At 29.7% G+C, this 19,704-nt stretch carries 16 protein-coding genes and 1 riboswitch; all 16 genes read left to right on the forward strand.

What is annotated here, in order from left to right; all coding sequences use genetic code 11:
- Positions 1 to 31 precede the first annotated feature (31 nt).
- Positions 32 to 128, forward strand: a riboswitch (SAM-I-IV-variant riboswitch).
- Positions 129 to 176: 48 nt separating this feature from the next.
- The 16 genes from KO494_RS03130 (at position 177) to KO494_RS03205 (ending at position 19,703) form a co-directional block, all read left to right on the forward strand.
- Positions 177 to 1,481, forward strand: a complete 1,305-nt coding sequence (locus KO494_RS03130) for a Na+/H+ antiporter NhaC family protein (protein ID WP_215966142.1) — start codon at positions 177 to 179, stop codon at positions 1,479 to 1,481.
- 372 nt (positions 1,482 to 1,853) lie between these two features.
- A complete protein-coding gene (locus KO494_RS03135; protein ID WP_215966143.1) occupies positions 1,854 to 2,444 on the forward strand; it encodes a hypothetical protein in 591 nt (196 codons plus the stop codon).
- Positions 2,445 to 2,497: 53 nt separating this feature from the next.
- Positions 2,498 to 3,226: a hypothetical protein gene (locus tag KO494_RS03140; protein ID WP_215966144.1), complete on the forward strand. Its 729-nt coding sequence runs from the start codon at positions 2,498 to 2,500 to the stop codon at positions 3,224 to 3,226.
- 44 nt (positions 3,227 to 3,270) lie between these two features.
- The gene (locus KO494_RS03145) at positions 3,271 to 4,089 is read left to right on the forward strand and encodes a hypothetical protein (protein WP_215966145.1); all 819 of its coding nucleotides are present in this window, start codon (positions 3,271 to 3,273) and stop codon (positions 4,087 to 4,089) included.
- Between the two features lie 11 nt (positions 4,090 to 4,100).
- Positions 4,101 to 5,714 carry a S8/S53 family peptidase gene (locus tag KO494_RS03150; protein ID WP_215966146.1) on the forward strand — a complete coding sequence of 538 codons (1,614 nt, stop codon included), beginning with the start codon at positions 4,101 to 4,103 and terminating at the stop codon, positions 5,712 to 5,714.
- An 18-nt stretch (positions 5,715 to 5,732) separates the two neighbouring features.
- Positions 5,733 to 6,929 (forward strand): caspase family protein, encoded by a 1,197-nt coding sequence (locus KO494_RS03155; protein WP_215966147.1) that lies wholly within the window; start codon positions 5,733 to 5,735, stop codon positions 6,927 to 6,929.
- A gap of 51 nt (positions 6,930 to 6,980) precedes the next feature.
- Complete coding sequence (locus tag KO494_RS03160) at positions 6,981 to 7,442, forward strand: hypothetical protein (protein ID WP_215966148.1); 462 nt, start codon at positions 6,981 to 6,983, stop codon at positions 7,440 to 7,442.
- 265 nt (positions 7,443 to 7,707) lie between these two features.
- Positions 7,708 to 8,439 (forward strand): hypothetical protein, encoded by a 732-nt coding sequence (locus KO494_RS03165; RefSeq protein WP_215966149.1) that lies wholly within the window; start codon positions 7,708 to 7,710, stop codon positions 8,437 to 8,439.
- 112 nt (positions 8,440 to 8,551) lie between these two features.
- Positions 8,552 to 9,136: a TetR/AcrR family transcriptional regulator gene (locus KO494_RS03170; RefSeq protein ID WP_215966150.1), complete on the forward strand. Its 585-nt coding sequence runs from the start codon at positions 8,552 to 8,554 to the stop codon at positions 9,134 to 9,136.
- A 1-nt stretch (position 9,137) separates the two neighbouring features.
- Complete coding sequence (locus KO494_RS03175) at positions 9,138 to 9,803, forward strand: NAD(P)H-binding protein (protein WP_215966151.1); 666 nt, start codon at positions 9,138 to 9,140, stop codon at positions 9,801 to 9,803.
- A 13-nt stretch (positions 9,804 to 9,816) separates the two neighbouring features.
- Entirely contained in the window at positions 9,817 to 10,449 is a 633-nt protein-coding gene (locus tag KO494_RS03180; RefSeq protein ID WP_215966152.1) for a nitroreductase family protein, read from the forward strand.
- A gap of 11 nt (positions 10,450 to 10,460) precedes the next feature.
- Complete coding sequence (locus KO494_RS03185) at positions 10,461 to 11,459, forward strand: NADP-dependent oxidoreductase (protein WP_215966153.1); 999 nt, start codon at positions 10,461 to 10,463, stop codon at positions 11,457 to 11,459.
- A gap of 19 nt (positions 11,460 to 11,478) precedes the next feature.
- A complete protein-coding gene (locus KO494_RS03190) occupies positions 11,479 to 12,639 on the forward strand; it encodes an iron-containing alcohol dehydrogenase (RefSeq protein ID WP_215966154.1) in 1,161 nt (386 codons plus the stop codon).
- Positions 12,640 to 12,762: 123 nt separating this feature from the next.
- Positions 12,763 to 13,440, forward strand: a complete 678-nt coding sequence (locus KO494_RS03195; protein ID WP_215966155.1) for a type 1 glutamine amidotransferase domain-containing protein — start codon at positions 12,763 to 12,765, stop codon at positions 13,438 to 13,440.
- 354 nt (positions 13,441 to 13,794) lie between these two features.
- The gene (locus tag KO494_RS03200; protein ID WP_215966156.1) at positions 13,795 to 17,127 is read left to right on the forward strand and encodes a DUF2126 domain-containing protein; all 3,333 of its coding nucleotides are present in this window, start codon (positions 13,795 to 13,797) and stop codon (positions 17,125 to 17,127) included.
- Between the two features lie 20 nt (positions 17,128 to 17,147).
- Positions 17,148 to 19,703: a circularly permuted type 2 ATP-grasp protein gene (locus KO494_RS03205; protein WP_215966157.1), complete on the forward strand. Its 2,556-nt coding sequence runs from the start codon at positions 17,148 to 17,150 to the stop codon at positions 19,701 to 19,703.
- Position 19,704 lies beyond the last annotated feature (1 nt).

Genomic DNA, 19,704 nt, shown 5'->3' on the forward strand with positions numbered 1-19,704 from the left:
CTGTTTTTATATACTATTTTTGCGCACTTAAATTAATTATCAAGAATCTCAAAAAAGGAGATAGCAACCTGCAATAACAAGCAAGGTGCTAAATAGATAAGCCAATTAATTGGAAAAAATGTTAACTCATACTTCTATTAATAATTGCTATTTCCTTTTAAAATGAAAAAAAAGAAATGGCAAGCTCAAAAACAATTACTCCAAAATTTTCTGCATTAATACCATTGTTTGTATTTGTGTTTACCTTTTTAGGTGTAGGAATTTATCTTAATGACTTTTATGCATTACCAGCACCAATAGCTGTTATTGTTGGAATTATAGTGGCATTTTTAATGTTTAAACAATCTATAAATTCTAAAATAAATACTCTTTTAAAAGGATGTGGTGATGCTAAAATATTAACCATGTGCTTAATCTATTTATTAGCAGGTGCCTTTGCAACTATTACAAAAACTACTGGTAGTGTTGATGCTATAGTAAATTTAGGCTTAGATTTTATAGCGATACAGTATATTTATTTTGGTGTATTTATAATAGCTGCTTTTTTATCTGTTTCTACAGGAACCTCTGTTGGTGCCATTGTAGCCTTAGCTCCTATTGTAATAGGTTTTACTGAAAAAAGCAGTGTAGATTTAGCAATATTATGCGGTGCTTTATTAGGTGGTAGTATGTTTGGTGATAATTTATCAATTATATCAGACACTACAATTGCAGCAACTCAATCTTTAGGTTGTAAAATGAGTGATAAATTTAAACAAAACATTAAAATAGCGCTTCCTGCTGCTTTATTTACAATTGCTATACTTGTTTTTCAAGGATTAGAATTAGAACCTAATATAGAAGATACTACTGTTTATAATTATTCTATACTAAAAATAGTACCATATATATTAGTAATAGCATTGTCTGTAATTGGTATAAATGTATTTGTAACTTTACTTTTAGGAGTAATTTCTGGTGTAATTTTAGGAATTATTTATGGTGATTTTACGTTAATAGAATCTACCAAAATAGCATACACAGGCTTTACAAGTATGACAGAGATTTTTTTACTTTCTTTATTAACAGGAGGCTTAGCAGCATTAGTTTCTAAAAATGGAGGAATTGATTATATCTTAATCCATATTAAAGAACTTATAAAAAATAAAAAATCAGCGCAATTGGGTATTGCATCATTGGTTGGTACTATTAATATGGCTATTGCTAATAATACTGTTTCTATTATTATTGCTGGTCCTATTGCTAAAACAATAAATGACGAGTATACTTTAGATAACAAAAATACAGCTTCCATTTTAGATATATTTGCCTGTATTGTTCAAGGTATTTTGCCTTATGGTGCACAAGTATTGATGATTTTAAGTTTTTCTGAAGGTAAAATAGATTATGTAGATTTAGTTTCTAACACATGGTATTTATTGCTATTATTTATATATACCATACTATTTATTAGCTTTAAACCTTCCTTTAGAATAAAATAAATTCTTAAAATTCTATACCTTAAAACATTTAAGCATCTACATTATTTTAGATGCTTTTTTTTTGCAATCAATTTACTTTTTAAGGAATTGCATATCCATTACAAATATGTAACATCACTTTTAAGCATACGCTTGTTAACAGAATAATTTACATGCTTACTAATAATTTAAGAATTAGCTAGTAACAAAATTTTGTAATCCAAAAAAAAAGGAATATATTTAATACATATCCTACATAACTTTGTAAGAATTAGAAACTTACACTAAATAGCATCTATAGCAATTATAGTCTAATTAATACACATATTAAATAGATTTATTAAGCAATTATTACCCAAATAACCAGATTAAGTAATAAGAAAATAAAAAAAGATGTCTACTGATTTTTCTAACATAAAGGAAGCAATTAAAAAAGGTGACAGAATTACTGCTATCAAAGATTTAGATGCATTAAATTTTTCAAATACAAATTGGAAAAATCAGGTAATTTCCTATTCTGCTAGATATCATGAAGTTTTAAAAAAATACAATGGAAATCTAATTCCTTTTGAAAAGTACAATATTGAAATTACTAAAATCACAAATGGTATTTTAAACCTAATAACAGAAATAGAAAGTGAAAATATTATTGCTAAAAAGACCCTACATATAAAACTTGATGAAGTCACTATTAATAATACAATTAAAATTAAAAAAAAATCTAGAAATGATTTTAAAAAATACGGCTTTCTATGCATTTTTATTGGTGTTGTTGTAGCTTCTCTAGGTTTTTTACCTAACAATGAATCGTCTAAAATATTAAATTTTGGAGGGTTTATTATTATACTCATTTCTACTTACCCTTTTCATTTAATGGTTATTGAAAAAAAAGATATGGACAATCTAAGACAGTTAATAAACATTCTAGCTCTAGATTATGAAGAAGCTTTTAAAATATTTAATAAAATCTGTTTTAAAAAATAATTATGTCTAATAAAAATGAATTTTCAAATATAAATGTTCGAATAGACAAAGAAATGAAACAAAGAAAGCAAACCACTGCTTTAGTTACTATTTCTTTGATAGTTATCTCTTTACTGTTTTTAATTTTTAGTTATAACATGTATAATGATGCAACTAATGAAACCGAAAAAGCCAGATTAGCAACCGTTGTAGCTAATAAAAAAGTAGACGCTTCTAAACAGGCATTAAAGACTTTAAAAACAGAATATGATTCTGTTCAAATACTACATGCTCAAAAAATAAAAATTTTTGAAAATTTAGCCAATCAGTTTAAGGCTTTTTATTGGAAACCTGAAGACCTTGGCCAAGTAGATTCTTTAACTATTGTAGAAGCAAAAAAAGCAAATATAGAAATTACTAATATGCTTGCTTCAGACTCTAGTTATAGTGGCTATTATAATAAAAAAATAAGATATTATGATAAAGAAGCAGATTCTGGTAGAGTTATTAATGCGTTAAACAGAACCCCTTTTACTAATAAGTATAACCCAAATAGTTCCTACTATAAAATGGGTACCAATAGAATTGTAGCCCATAAATCTGTAGATATTAAATACATTAAATTTTTAGCATTAATACTACTTCAAGAAGGCGTTTATGTAAAACAGATTAGATATTTTAAAAAAGAAGATCCTACCAAACGACATTTTCTTGAAATTTCTGCAGATGCAGATTTAGTAAACAAACCAGTGCTACATCTTGAAGATATATTGTCTTTAAAAGTATCAGATTTACAAATATGAATTTAAATGAAAAACCCATTTTAATTCAAACAATACCATGAATCATGAGTAAAGAAACATTCGATAAATTAAAAGCAGAAGTAACAGAACTTATTGCTAATAATAAATTAGAAAAAGCAATAATAGTTTTATCTAACTACTTTAATAATACTTTTGAAGTACATGAAATAATATTACAATCTGCAAGATATTCTGCATTAAAAAAAGACCAAATGAGTGGTTTAATAGATGCTAGTACTGCAAATACAGAATTAAACAAACTTAGATTATGTGTGCTAACTTTTTTGCAAGAAAAAGAAGAAAGCTTGGCTTTTAAAAAAGAAATTTTTAGCTCAAATACCAAAGAAGATTCTAATGATTTAATACCTGTTTTTTTAAGTGTAGGCACACCACATAACCAATTTCAAACCAACTACATACATACTTTAAAAAATCATTTTTTAAAATATAAACTAGATTTAAAAACCTTAGATGATGATGACTGGACAGAGCTAGATCCATTAAGACCTGTTTCTGTAAAAATGGCCAGTTGTTATGGTTGTCTTGTATTGGCTATGGAAAGAACCTATATTAAAAACGGACTTTCAAAAAGAGCTAGCAAACAAGAGTCTGTAATAGAAGACCAATGTTTTGCAACACCTTGGGTACATATTGAAGCTTCTATGGCGTATCAATTAAAACTTCCATTTATCATATTAAAAGAAAATCAATTAAAAAGTGAAGGCATGTTAGATGTCAATCTTTTTGAAGGTAGAATTGTAAAAATTAATACCTCAAATCCAAGTGAATTAAAAGAATACCCTATTAAATCCTTTACCCGAAAATGGGTTGAAGATGTGCATAATAATTTTCAAACGAATTAAACTCTAAACAAATGGCAGAAATTAAACTAATAATAGACAGCCCTAAATTACTAGTTAAAGGAACTAAAACAACAATTAACAACGAAGTGCTTACAGAAGCCGAAAACCCCTGGGATGCAGCTCATAATTATAGAAGTACAAGAAAATTGAAGGATTTTTATGTGGAGCCAGAGATAGATCAAAATATTTATGAAATAGAAAAATTAGACAAATTAATATTAAAATCTACAACACCACACTATTTAAAAAATTGGCCAAAACCTCCTGCAATTAAAAATCATTTTGTTTGGCATTTATTAGATGATTATTCGCAATTAAAACAAGCAAGTGAAAAAGTTTGGAACAAAATTGAAGATAAAAAACAGGAAGAAAAACGTATAAAAATAGCACATATAGATACAGGATTTCAACCCAACCATCCAGCATTACCAGAATTTTTAAATCCTGGAATTAGCTTTGTTAAAGGCGAAGAAGGAAAAAGTGCTGTAGATACTACAACCAATTCTTTTGGCGAACAAGAAGGTCATGGTACCGCTACCATGTCTATACTAGCAGGAAGAAAAGTGTTTTTTAACAAATTGGGTGTGAGCTATGAAGGTTCATTTGGAGGAATTCCTTTTGCCGAAATAATCCCTATTCGTATATCAGATACAGTAGCATTAATACGTTCTCAAAATTTTGTGAAGGCAATTAACTATGCCATAGAACAAGGCTGCGAAGTGGTTAGCATGTCAATGGCTGGTGCACCAACAAGAGAATGGGCAAATGCTGTAAATGAAGCGTATAGAAAAGGAATTACTATAGTAACTGCTGCTGGAAATAGTTGGAATAAAGGAGCCAAAAAATTACTTCCAAAAAGACTTTTGTATCCTGCTAGATGGGAAAGAGTTATAGCAGCAACAGGTGTTACTTCTAATCAGTATCCATATATATTTGATGCTCAATTAGGAGTAAAATCAGAGGGAGGTGAAAATATGCAAGGTAATTATGGACCTAAAAAAGTAATGAAAAATGCCTTAGCAGCCTACACACCAAATACGCCTTGGGCAACAATGAATGAAGCAGATCAAGATATTTTATTTCGATTTGATGGTGGCGGAACCTCCTCTTCTACTCCGCAAGTAGCTGCTGCTGCAGCACTATGGTTAAGCTATTATCGAGATGAAATTAATGCACAAATTACTTCTGAAGATGATTTATGGAAAAAAGTAGAAGCAGTAAAATACGCTCTTTATACTTCTGCAGATAAAACAACCTATAATCAATGGGAAAAATACTATGGTAAAGGCATATTAAAAGCTGCACAAGCATTAAATGAATTTCCAGATTTTAATACGCTTGAACGTGCAAAAAAAGCAAGAGCTACTTTAAATGGTATAGCAGATTTTTTAGGAATAATGCTTAGACTAAAAGATGACTCTATGTCTAAAGAAGAAGAAATTACAAGAGAAATGTTTTCTACAGAAATATTACAAGAATTACATAATAATCCAGATTTACACAAGTATTTAGATACAGAAGATGATGCATTCTGGACTAACAGTCAAAAACAAGATGTTATACAACATTTATTAAAATCACCAAATACATCAAATAATCTTAAAAACTTTATAAAAACCCTATAATTAATACCAAGTTTTATTATGAATTTAGAAAACGCACATGCATTAATTATTGGTGTTGGGGCAGATCTACCCATTACAGTTAAAGATGCCACTGCAATTGCAAGCATTTTAAAAAACCCTAATAAAGCAGCATATAAAGAAAATAATGTTGTTTTATTAACAGAACAAAACGCCACTAAACAAAAGGTTTTAGCAGCTCTTAATACCTTAGTAGAAAAAGCCTCACAAGTTGAAGACGCAACAATTATAATCTATTATTCTGGGCATGGAGGGATTTTTAAAGATGAAATTAACGGTAACATTAAGGATAATTACTATTTACTAACTAATGGTTATGATGCTAAAAATAGGCAAGAAACCATGATTCTTGGTTATGAATTTTCAGAGTTAATAGATAAAATCAAATCAAAAAAATTATTAGTTATGTTAGACTGTTGTCATGCTGCAGGTATGCTTGGCACTAAACCATTAATGAAATCTATTAGTCAAGATCAAGAAATTACAAATTCTAACATAGAGCTATTAAAAATGCTAAATACAGGCGAAGGTCGTGTATTTGTAACCTCTTGTGATGATGATGAACAATCTGTGATTCTGCCAGAGTCTAAAAACAGTTTATTTACAGAAGTAGTGTTAGAAGCACTTTCTGGTAAAGCTAGTAATGGCGAAGAATATGTACGCGTAATAGAACTTCTTTACTATGTGTTAACACAAGTACCAAAAAGAATACAAAAATTTAACCATGTACAAAGACCAATCATTAACAGAATAGATTTTTTAAGTCCTGACTATTATTTATGTAAATCTGCCATTCAAGAAGAAATTATTGAAAAAGATACCGCTGTTTCTTTTAATTTGGTAGATAATATGGAAGAAAAGATTAAAAACTTAATCGAAGAATACAACCTTAAAAACAGTCATAATACTATTGCTTTAGATATTGAATCTAGTGAAAACCATTTGAATAATCAGGAAACCATTAAAAAAATTGAATCGCATATTATTAATGGAGATACAAAAAAGGCAATTACCCTTTTTCTTGATTTTACAGAAAACACATATCCAGACCAAAGAAATGATGCTATTTTAATTGCAGGTAGATACAACGCGCTATTTAAACAAAAAATGACTAATTTAATTAGCGATGAAAGTTATAGAATAGAAATGGCAAAAATTAATACCAGCTTAAGCTATTTTTTAAGTTTATGTGATTAGTGTTATTTCTTAACAAAACTAATTCTTATAAAACATTTAAAACCAGTAATTATGAAAATTACCTTAAACATTAAAAATTACGAATTAGTACTACCAATTGGTCTTGAACAAAAAAAAACTACAAATACCATAAAAGTATTTACCAAAAAGAACAATGAGAAAATTACACATGTTTTTTTTAGATTTAAACTTTCTGATAATGACAAGAAAAAACCAGTAAAACAATTACATGAAGACACTAAAACAAAATTAAAGTATATACGTCTTTTTCTTGGTGAAAATGTGAGATCTAAGATATTAGACTTTCTAAGAAACGAAAAAAACATAAAATTTACATGCAATTTTAATGCTGATAATTTTAATAACTTCAGTTTTAGAGATATTGATGATGATGATATTTTTAGAAATGTAAATAGTTTTGAAGTACACAGTTTTCATTTACATACCAAAAATCCTAAAATTAAAATACCTGATACAATATCGCCAAATAGTAGCTCTCTTTTTAATATATAACTATTTTAAGCATACCATTACCAATTGTAAAAATAATTTCTTTTAACTTATTTATTCTCAATAATTTTAATTGGTAAACACACAATTATATTTTTTAAAATAAACCATATTACTACATCTTTAAATTAGTGTTACCATACATTTAATTTTGACTTACAACGACTTAGCTTCTATATTATAGAATAAATCTAAATTAAATATCAATCATTAATTGAAATATTTTGTTATTTTTATATTTCAATTAGATAATACCTAAATCTATTAAATGATAAAAAAATATTTTGACAATCAACATATTTCTAATAAAACAAAAACACTTAATTTTTTATTTTATCTATCGTTTTTAGCTTCAATTATAGTAAGTATTACTTTCGAAAAAAAGCAATTATTATACACAATGCCTTTGCTTATTTTAATATTATTATTTAAATATTTAAGTATTAAAAAGAAGAATGCAAATCCTTTGTATGTTATTGCTTTATTAGCTGTTTTTACTTCAACCATTTTAAGCTTATTATCTTTTAAAGAATATTTTATCTGGATTACTTCTTTAACCTCCTTATACTTGATTTTATGTAGCTTAACACTCCGAAAATATTTAGATAAAGGCAAATTTAAATCTCTACTTCATGGGTCTGTTATTATAGCTGTTATATTCGTATTATATTTAATTTTTGCTGTTGTTGAATTAGTGATTAACTATGTGCCAAATAATACACAGTTTTATATATTCTTAACTGCTTTTTGTTTGTTTATTTTCTCTTTAACGTTTGCTATTATTTATATAAACGATAACTATGCTAACGGAACTATTTTATTAGCTTCTGGTATTTTTTCTATTTTTCAAATAGCTTTATCTCCTATTAATGAATTCTTCCTATACACTAAAACATTTACAGTTTTAATTATTTTTTGTCACATTATTTCTATTTTTCTTTTTATAAAATTTGTAACAGAAACCAACCCAGTAGAAAAAAACTCTAATAATTACTTCTAATAACATAACCAAGTAATCTTATGCCTCTGTATTAATCTCCTCAATTTAAATTTGTGTTAAAAAAAGAATGAACATTCATTTTTTATGTATCTTTGTATTATAATTTAATAGTATGGCAAAACTTCAAAAAAGTATAGATAAACGTAATGCGCTAATTAAAGCAACAATCGAGTTGGTAAATAACAACGGTTTTCATGCTACACCTATGAGTAAGATTGCAAAAATGGCTAATGTATCACCTGCCACTATTTATTTATACTTTGAAAACAAGCAAGATTTAGTAAACCAAACCTATATAGAAGTAAAAGCTGAATACACAAAATATGCTTTTAAAACGTATGATAAAAACATGCCTGTAAAAGCTGGTTTTGAATTAATATGGAAACGCATTGCAGATTTTAAACTTAAAGAATGTGAAAACGCCATGTTTTTAGCGCAATGTGACAATACTCCTATGATTGATGCACATAGTAGACAAGAAGGTATTAAACACCTACAACCACTACTCGACCTTTGGGAACGTGGCAGACAGGAAGGTATAATAAAACCATTGTCAAATTATTTATTATATGCCTATTCTATAAACCCGTTATCCTTTTTAATGATTATTCAAAAAAGAGGTGATATACAATTAAATAAAGTACAATTGGAAGAAGCATATCAATCGGCTTGGAGCAGTATAAAACAATGTGAATAATATGAAAAAAACAGCTATAATATTAGGTGCAACGGGTTTAACCGGAAGCATATTGCTTCAAAAATTAATAGACGACGATAGATATCAAAGTATCTTATTATTTTCTCGTTCTAAAATTGAAGGTTTACCTGGTAAAGTCACACAATTTATTGGTGATCTTTTAAAACTAGAAGATTTTAAAGCTGCATTTAAAGCAGATCATGTGTTTTGCTGCATTGGTACAACAGCAAAAAAAACACCAGATAAAAAAGTCTATAAACAAATAGATTATGGTATACCAGTTACAGCTGCAAAACTTGCAAAAGCTAATGATATAGATACTTTTTTAGTGATTTCTGCAATGGGAGCCAACAAAAAAAGTACTGTTTTTTACAATAAAATAAAAGGTGAAATGGAGAAAGATGTGTTACAATTCAATATAAAAAACACATTTATTTTAAGACCTTCTCTAATTGGTGGTAACCGTAAAGAAACACGAATATTAGAAAAAATAGGATTGGCAATTTTTAAAATAATACAACCGCTGTTTATAGGAAAACTTAAACAATATAAAATTATAGAACCCAATTCTATTGCGCAAGCAATGATACATTTAGCAAATAGTGAAAGTCATGCAGAAGTCATTTTGTCTTCTAATGATATTAAACAAATTTCAAAAAATAACTAAAAATTAAAATTACATGGAATTATTAGATAAACTTAACTGGAGATACGCTGCCAAAGCAATGAATGGTGAAAAAGTTTCAGAAGATAAAATACAACGTATTCTTGAAGCAGCTCGCTTAGCTCCTACTTCAAGCGGTTTACAACCTTTTGAGATTTTTGTAATTAAAAATCAAGACATAAAAGAACAAATTAAACCTGTAGCATGGAACCAATCTGTAATAACAGACTGTTCTCACTTACTTGTTTTTGCTGCTTGGGATACCTATACCGAAGACAGAATTAATTATATGTTTGATTTAACCAATGATATTCGTGGTTTTAAAAACGAAGGTTGGGAAAATTATCGCCAAATGTTATTAAGTGCATATCCTCAAAAAGATGCTGAAGAAAATTTTAACCATGCTGCAAAACAAGCATATATAGCTTTTTCACAAGCTATTGCTGCCGCTGCTTTTGAAGGTGTAGATGCAACACCTATTGAAGGTTTTGATCCTGCTGCTGTAGACCAAATTTTAGGCTTACCAGAAAAGGGACTACGTAGTGCGGTTTTATTGCCATTAGGGTATAGAAAAGAAGATGCAGATTGGTTAGTAAATCTTGTTAAGGTAAGAAAACCTATGGAAGATTTAGTAACTGTAATAGACTAAAAAAATCAATTATGATTAAGACCATTTTATTAAACAATAGACCAGAAGGTAAACCAACAATTTCAAATTTTGAATTTGTTACTAAAGACATAACACTTACAATCTCTGAAGGTGAAATACTTTTAGAAGCAGTTTATGTTTCTGTAGATCCTTATTTAAGAGGTCGTATGAGCGATGCAAAATCATACATTCCTCCTTTTGAGTTAAACCAACCCATTCAATCTGGTGTTATAGCTAAAGTTATCGCTTCTAAAAACAATAACTTTACAGAAGGAGATTTTGTTTCTGGTATGCTAGATTGGAAAACACAACAAGTTTCTAACGGAGAAGGCTTATTAAAAGTAGATGGTTCAAAAGCGCCATTAAGTACCTATTTAGGCGTTTTAGGTATGACAGGATTAACTGCATATTTAGGATTAAACGAAATAGGAAAACCAAAAGCAGGTGAAACCATTGTTGTTTCAGGTGCTGCTGGAGCAGTAGGTTCTGTTGTTGGGCAAATAGCTAAAATATTAGGGCTTCACGTGATAGGAATTGCTGGTACTGATGAAAAAATAGAACTTCTAAAAACCAAATTTGGTTTTGATGCTGGTATCAATTATAACACGAGTACAGATATTAATGCTGACCTAAAAAAGCTGGCTCCAAATGGTGTAGATATTTATTTTGATAATGTTGGCGGACCAATTTCTGATGCTGTGTTATTTAATATTAACCGTTTTGCTAGAATAATTATTTGTGGAGCTATTTCTGTTTATAACAAAACAGAATTGCCAACAAGTTTAAGTGTACAACCATTCTTAGTGAAAAATAGTGCCTTAATGCAAGGGTTTATTGTTTCTAACTATGCCGAAAAATATCCAGAAGCCATGCAACATATAGCTGCTTGGTTAGCCAAAGGAAAACTAAAATACACCGAAACCATTGTTGAAGGTTTTGATAACATTCCAAATGCTTTTATCGATTTATTTGAAGGTAAAAACAAAGGAAAAATGATTGTAAAAATTTAATTAAAAAAAGAAAAAGAAGATGAACAATTTTGAATTTAAAAATCCTACAAAAATAATTTTTGGTAAGGATACAATAGAAAAATTAGAAAATGAAATTCCTAAAGAAGCAAAAGTATTACTTCTTTATGGTGGCGGAAGCATTAAAAAAAACGGAATATATGATCAAGTAAAAACAGCATTATCTAAAGTTGATGTTGTAGAGTTTGGTGGTATTCCTGCAAATCCAGAATACGCAACTTTAATGGATGCGTTACAAGTAATTAAAAAACAAAATATTACATATTTATTAGCTGTTGGTGGTGGCTCTGTAATTGATGGTACTAAATTCTTATCTGCAGCTGCAGTATATGCTGGTGATACTCCTTGGGATATATTAACCCAAAATATTAGAACAGAAAAAGGGATGCCTTTTGGTACTGTTTTAACCTTACCAGCAACAGGATCTGAAATGAATTCTGGTGCTGTAATTACAAGAGCAGAAACCAAAGAGAAATTAGCTATGGGTGGACCAGGATTATTTCCGCAATTTTCAATTTTAGACCCTCAAGTAATTACATCTATACCAAGACGTCAATTAGCAAATGGGTTAACAGATGCCTTTACGCATGTTTTAGAACAATACATGACCTACCCAATTGGTGCTTTATTGCAAGATCGTTTTGCCGAAAGCATTTTACAAACATTAATTGAAATTGCTCCTAAAGTTTTAAAAGATCCAACAGATTATAATGCTGCTTCTAATTTTATGTGGAGTTGTACCATGGCTTTAAATGGTTTAATACAAAAAGGAGTACCAACAGACTGGGCTGTTCATGCAATTGGGCATGAGTTAACTGCTTTATTTGGTATTGATCACGCTAGAACTTTAGCTGTAATTGCTCCTAGTCATTACAAGTATAATTTTGAAACTAAAAAGGAAAAACTAGCACAATATGGGGAACGTGTGTGGAATATTACAGAAGGTACTACAGACGATAAAGCTTATGCTGCTATTGAAAAAACAGTAGTCTTTTTTCATGAGCTAGGTATTGATACTAAACTATCAGACTATACTAAAGATTATGAAGGTACTGCAGAAAAAATATCTAAACGCTTTACCGATCGTGGTTGGTTAGGTTTAGGAGAACACCAAAACTTATCACCAGATAAAGTAGAGAAAATTGTAAAAATGGCCTATTAATAAAGAAATAAAGCTAGCCTTATTTCTTACAATCCTTACAGCTTTTGCCTGTAAGTATTGTAAAAGTCAATCAGTTTTTGAAAACGTTTCAAAAAAAAAATAGCATTAAAAAATAAAAAAAGTATGAAAATATTATTTGTATTAACCTCTCACGATACATTAGGAGATACAGGAAAAAAAACAGGTTTTTGGGTAGAAGAATTTGCAAGCCCATATTACACCTTATTAGATAAAGGAGCAGAAATAACAATAGCAACACCAAAAGGAGGTGCAGCACCAATAGACCCTAGTAGTGATGCTCCAGATGCTGCAACAGAAGCTACAGAGCGTTTTAATAAAGATAAAGAAACGAAAGCATTAATTGCTAATACACATACATTATCTAATATAAATGTAGACGATTTTGATGCTGTATTTTATCCTGGTGGTCATGGTCCTTTATGGGATTTAGCAAACGATGAAACATCTATTGCTTTAATCGAAAAATTTAATATGCAAAATAAGCTGGTAGCTTTTGTATGCCATGCTCCTGCAGCTTTAAAGGGTGTTAAAGGAACTGATGGAGAACCTTTAGTAAAAGGGAAAAAAGTAACAGGGTTTACTAATTCTGAAGAAGCTGCTGTTGGTTTAACAAACGTTGTTCCGTTTTTAGTAGAAGATATGTTAAATGAAAATGGTGGTGTATATTCTAAAAAAGAAGATTGGGCAGCTTATGCAATTCAAGATGGTAATTTAATTACAGGACAAAACCCTGCATCATCAGAGTTAGTAGCTCAAAAACTATTAGAAAGTTTAAAGTAATATTTTCTATATACAAAACATAAAAAGGTTGTCCTATTTGGGTAACCTTTTTTATGTTTATGGCTTTAAATTAGAGTTAATTACCATACACAATGGTTTTTAATCCCTTTTCAAAAGGAAGAAATTCTCTAAAAAAAATCATGTTACTAGTTATTATCCTTCAAAAAATGGTAATTCTATTCTATAAAGGCATATAAATTTTTAATTCCTTAGAAATTAAACCAAATTATATATTTTTAATACTTCTCTCCTTATTTAACATAATATATTTTTAGCAGATAAAATTACTTAAATTTGCATTTATTTTCAGTAAATTTATTTTTCACACAACTACTGATTTATTAAAATTAACCTATGGCTTTAAAAATTGTAATTTCCCACAAGACAACCTATAAGTATGATCGAAAAGTATCTTTATCTCCTCATATTTTTAGACTAAGGCCTGCACCGCATTCTAGAACTCCTATAGAATCTTATTCTATCAAAATAACACCAGAAAACCAATTTTTTAATTGGCAACAAGATCCTTTTGGTAACTATATTGCTCGTTTAGTTTTTCCTGAAAAAACAGATGAACTTTCTATAGATGTAGAAATTATTGCAGATTTAAAAACCATAAATCCATTTGATTTTTTTATTGAAGAGTACGCTGAAGAATATCCTTTTACCTATTCTGATATTATTAAAAAAGAGTTACAACCTTATTTAGAAATTACAGATAAAGGAAAATTACTAACAGATTTTATAAAAACAATAGATTATACTCCTAGAAAAACCATTTATTTTTTAATAGATATCAATCAGAAAATTTATGAATATTTAAATTATAATATTCGCATGGATCCTGGTGTACAGACCTGTGAAGAAACATTAAACAAGAAAAGTGGTTCTTGCAGAGATTATGCCTGGCTATTTGTACAAACCTTACGTCACTTAGGATTTGGAGCTCGTTTTGTTTCCGGTTATTTGGTACAATTAAAATCTGACGAAAAATCACTAGATGGTCCTTCTGGTCCTGAAGAAGATTTTACAGATTTACACGCTTGGGCAGAAGTGTATCTTCCTGGTGCTGGTTGGATTGGTTTTGATGCCACTTCTGGTTTATTGGCTGGTGAAGGACATATACCTTTAGCATGTACTCCTTCCTTTGAAAGTGCTGCACCAGTTTCTGGTATGACAGATAAATGTGAAACAGAATTCTTTTTTGAAAACTCTGTAAAACGAATATTTGAATCGCCAAGAGTTACAAAACCATATACAGATGAACAATGGAAAGCTATTGATAAACTAGGAAATAAAGTAGAAAAACAACTTCAAAAAAATGATGTTCGCTTAACCATGGGTGGCGAACCTACTTTTATTTCTATTGACGATTTAGAATCTCCAGAATGGAATACTGCTGCCGATGGGCCACACAAACAAAAGCTTGCTAAAGACCTATCCAAAAGATTGTATGACAAGTTTGGTAATGGTGCTGTTTTACATCATGCACAAGGTAAATGGTATCCTGGAGAACCTTTACCAAGATGGCAAATAGAAATTTGTTGGCGTAAAGACGGTAGGCCAATCTGGTTTAATAAAAAGTATTTAGCAACTTTTGCGGCAGATTATGTAATACCACCAAACACAGATAAACTATTTTTAGAAACCTTAACTACCTATTTAGGGGTTTCGTCGCAACATATTATACCTGGTTTTGAAGATGCGTTCTATTTTTTATGGGAACAAGGGAATTTACCAATAGACATAGACCCTACTAAAGATAAAGACAATGCTTTAGTAAAAAACAAACTAAAAGAAATACTAGAAAATGGCACCTCTACTCCTGTTGGTCATTTGCTTCCTTTAAATTTTACGCAAGGAAAATGGTTTACAAGTGCTTGGACGTTTAGAAGACAACATTTATTCTTAACTCCTGGAAATTCTCCTATGGGATTAAGATTACCTCTTAATTCTTTAATGGAAAAACCCGAACATGAAGTTTTTCCTGTATATGAACCAGATTTATTTTCTAAAAAGAAACGTTTTCCTAGTTTTAGAAATATTGTAAAGAAAAGACATAAAGAATTTTTAGATCATGGATTAGACACTAACCTACCTAATTATTTTGTTAGAACGGCTTTATGTGCAGAAATAAGAGAAGGTAAATTGTATTTGTTTTTACCTCCTTTAGAAGCTGCTGAAAACTTTCTAGATTTAATTGCAGCCATCGAGTTTACCGCTAAAGAACTTAACGTACCTGTTATTATGGAAGGTTATGATCCTCCAAAAGATAACAGACTAGAATCTCTAAAAATCACTCCAGATCCTGGAGTTATAGAAGTAAATGTACAACCAGTTAATAACTGGAAAGACCTATGTAACAATACTTTTACTTATTATGAGCAAGCAAAACTATCTAGATTAGGTACAGAAAAATTTATGCTAGATGGTAAACATACAGGAACAGGTGGAGGAAATCATGTTACTTTAGGAGGAACAAGTCCTGCAGATAGTCCGTTATTACGTAAACCAAGCCTGTTACGAAGTTTACTAACATTCTGGCAACACCATCCAGGATTAACCTATTTGTTTTCTGGTTCTTTTGTTGGCCCAACAAGTCAAGCTCCAAGAATAGACGAAGCACGTTTAGATAATTTATATGAATTAGAAATTGCCTTTAGTCAAATTCCAAAAGATGGCGAAGTTCCTTTTTGGTTAACAGACCGTTTGTTTAGGCATTTATTAACCGATTTAACAGGAAATACACACAGAGCAGAATTTTGTATTGATAAATTATATTCCCCAGATTCTTCAACAGGAAGATTAGGTATTTTAGAACTTCGTGGTTTTGATATGCCACCACATCCTAAAATGAGTTTGGTACAAATGTTATTGGTTAGAACCTTAGTTTCTTGGTTCTGGAAAAAACCATACGAACATAATTTAGTACGTTGGGGAACTGAATTACATGATAAATTTTTAATAGAACATTATGTAAGAGAAGATATAAAAGATATTGTTTCGCAATTAAATAGAGCTGGTTATAAATTTGAAGAAGATTGGTTTAATCCGTTTTTTGAATTTAGATTTCCGTTACACGGAATGGTAGAAATTAACAATATTCATTTAGAATTACGTGCAGGAATAGAACCTTGGAATGTTTTAGGAGAAGAAATGACAGGCGGAGGAACTGCAAGATATGTTGATTCTTCATTAGAAAGACTACAAGTAAAAGTTGCTAACTTTACCGAAGAAAGATTTGTATTAACCTGTAATGGTGTAAAAGTACAATTGCAAAGTACCGGAGTAAAAGGCGAATATGTTGCAGGAATTCGTTATAAAGCTTGGGATCCATATTCTGCTTTACACCCAACTATTCCTGTAGATACGCCTTTAGTTTTTGATATTGTAGATACCTGGAATAAGCGTTCTATTGGAGGTTGCACGTATTTTGTAGCGCATCCAGGAGGCCGTTCTTATGAAGAATATCCTGTTAATAGCTATGAAGCAGAATCTAGAAGAATTAATCGTTTTTGGGAATTTGGCCATACACAAGGCGAAATTGACTCTATAGAAAATATCCATCCAGACACAGAAGATATAACGAGAAATGTAGAAGAAAAAGGGAGTTCGAAAAAATTCTCTTATAAGGAATTACCTATTAATTTTGAATTTCCTTACACGTTAGATTTACGTAAAAAATAAAAAGTACCATTGTTTATTATATGATTACAAAAACAAAGACATTATTTGAAAAATATTTTTCAGAAACGCCCACTTATGATGAATTGCTCTCTTCAAAAAAGAGCATTAATGATAATTGGAAAATATTGTCGCAAAATTTAACAAAAATTGGAGCTAAAAACCTCACTATAAAACAGGAAGAAATTAATTGGTTATTAGCAGAAAACGGTGTTACTTATAATGTTTATAATGATCCTAAAGGGTTAAATAGGCCTTGGGATTTAAATATTGTTCCATATATCATTCACCAAAAAGAATGGGATCTTGTAGAAAAAGGAATACAGCAACGATCTGAGATTTTAAACCTTATTTTAAAAGATTTATACGGAAAAAGAGAACTTTTTAAAAATGGCATATTACCTCCAGAAGTTATTTATGCACATAGTGGTTTTTTACGTTCTTGTGATCAAATTCAATACAAAAACTCCAAACAACTTTTAATTTACGCTGCTGATTTAGCTAGAGGTCCTGATGGGCAAATGTGGGTTGTAAACGATAGAACACAAGCTCCTTCAGGAATGGGTTATGCTTTAGAAAACAGATTTTCTACAAGTAAAGTTATTCCAGAATTATACACTAATATAAATGTAGAGCAACCCTCGCAATTTTTTAATGATTTTAACCAGTTATTAATAAATGCAGCACCTACAAATACAGAAAATCCTATGGTGGTTATTTTAACACCAGGACCACATAACGAAACGTATTTTGAACATTCTTATTTATCGTCTTTTTTAGGATTTCCTCTTGTAAAAGGAAACGATTTAGTAGTACGAAATAGCAAAGTTTGGTTAAAATCTTTAAAAGGATTAAAGCAAGTAGATGTTATTTTAAGAAGAATTGATGATAGTTTTGTTGACCCTTTAGAGTTACGAGAAGATTCGTATTTAGGTGTAGCAGGATTACTAGAAGTAGTGCGCTTACAAAATGTTGCCATTGTTAACCCAATAGGAAGTGGAGTATTAGAAAATCCTGCATTAGTTCCATTTATGGAAAACATTTGCAAGTATTTTTTAGACGAAAAATTAATCTTGCCGCAAATTGCTTCTTGGTGGTGCGGACAAGAAAAAGAAAGAGAACACGTGCTGGCAGATTTACCTTCTTTTGTTGTTAAAAGAATAGATAGGTCAAATAGAGAGCATATATACTTCTGTGAGTTTTTAGATAAAAAAGCACTAGAAGCACTTAAAAAAGAAATCATTGAAAACCCATATAAATTTGTTGCTCAAGAAAAAATTACTTTTTCTACAGCTCCTAATTTTGTAAATCATAAATTAGAACCTCGTAAAATATTATGTCGTACGTTTTCTATCGCAAAAAATGAAGGCTATAGCGTCATGCCTGGAGGATTAGTGCGAGTTGCTGCAGAAAGAGAAAAATTATTTGTTTCTAATCAACGTGGTGGAACGAGTAAAGATTTTTGGGTTATTAATGACAATCCGCAACCTAATCTACAAAATTATTCATGGAATAAAACAAATGCTACTCCATCTATAGATATCAACGATGTACCAAGTAATACTGCCGAAAATCTATTTTGGTCTGGTCGTTATTTAGGAAGAACTTTAGTTACTGCCAGATATTTGCGCATGGTGTTAAACCAAATGGCGCAAGTACAATATAATTATAGAAAATCTGACTCTGAAAACTTAAAAATTCTCTATAAATCTATTACTAAAATTACTTCTACATTTCCAGGTTTTACTGGCGAAAATGAAGAGGAAGCTTTAAAAAACCCGTTAAAAGAAATAGAAAGCCTTATTTTAGATGAAACCAGAATTGGTAGTTTTGCGCAATCTATGCAAAGTTTTAATAATTCGTATTTTTCATTACGCAATTTATGGTCTAAAGATATGTGGCGTGTTTTTGATGGTATACAGAAACATGTTAAAAAATTAAAAAAAGAAGAAAACCATTCTATTTATTCGCTAACTACTTTTTTCGATAAAATCATTACTAGGCTTATTGCTTTTATGGCACTTACTGAAGAGAGCATTTTAGTAAGACAAGGACTTCTACTCTATTTTATTGGTTTAGAATTAGAAATTAGTGCTATGTCTATTGAAAAATTTAGAGCCTTACTTATTGTAAATCACAATGAAGAACTAACCTATGAAGTTTTAGAATCTTTATTAAACAGTCATGAAAGCTTAAATATTTACAGATATAGCTATAAATCTTATTTAAGTATTGAAAACGTGGTAAACCTATTAATTTTAGATCCCGAATATTCTAGGTCTTTAACGTATAAAATGCAACGTTTAAAAAAGGATATTAATAAATTACCTAATAACAATAAGAATAAAGAAATGACGATTTGTCAAGAAAACATTGAAGCTGTTATTACTAAAATGGAACGTTTAAATTTACAAGAAATGTTACATATAGATCCTGTATCTAATATGCGAAAAAATCTAGATCACATACTTTCTGATTTAAGCAAATTATTACATATTACTTCTTTGTCTATTTCAGATACTTATTTTAATCATTCACAACCACAAAAACAGTTGGTAAATAGAAACATCTCTAATTAAT

It is taken from the genome of Lacinutrix sp. C3R15, assembly GCF_018860825.1.
Lineage (GTDB): Bacteria > Bacteroidota > Bacteroidia > Flavobacteriales > Flavobacteriaceae > Oceanihabitans.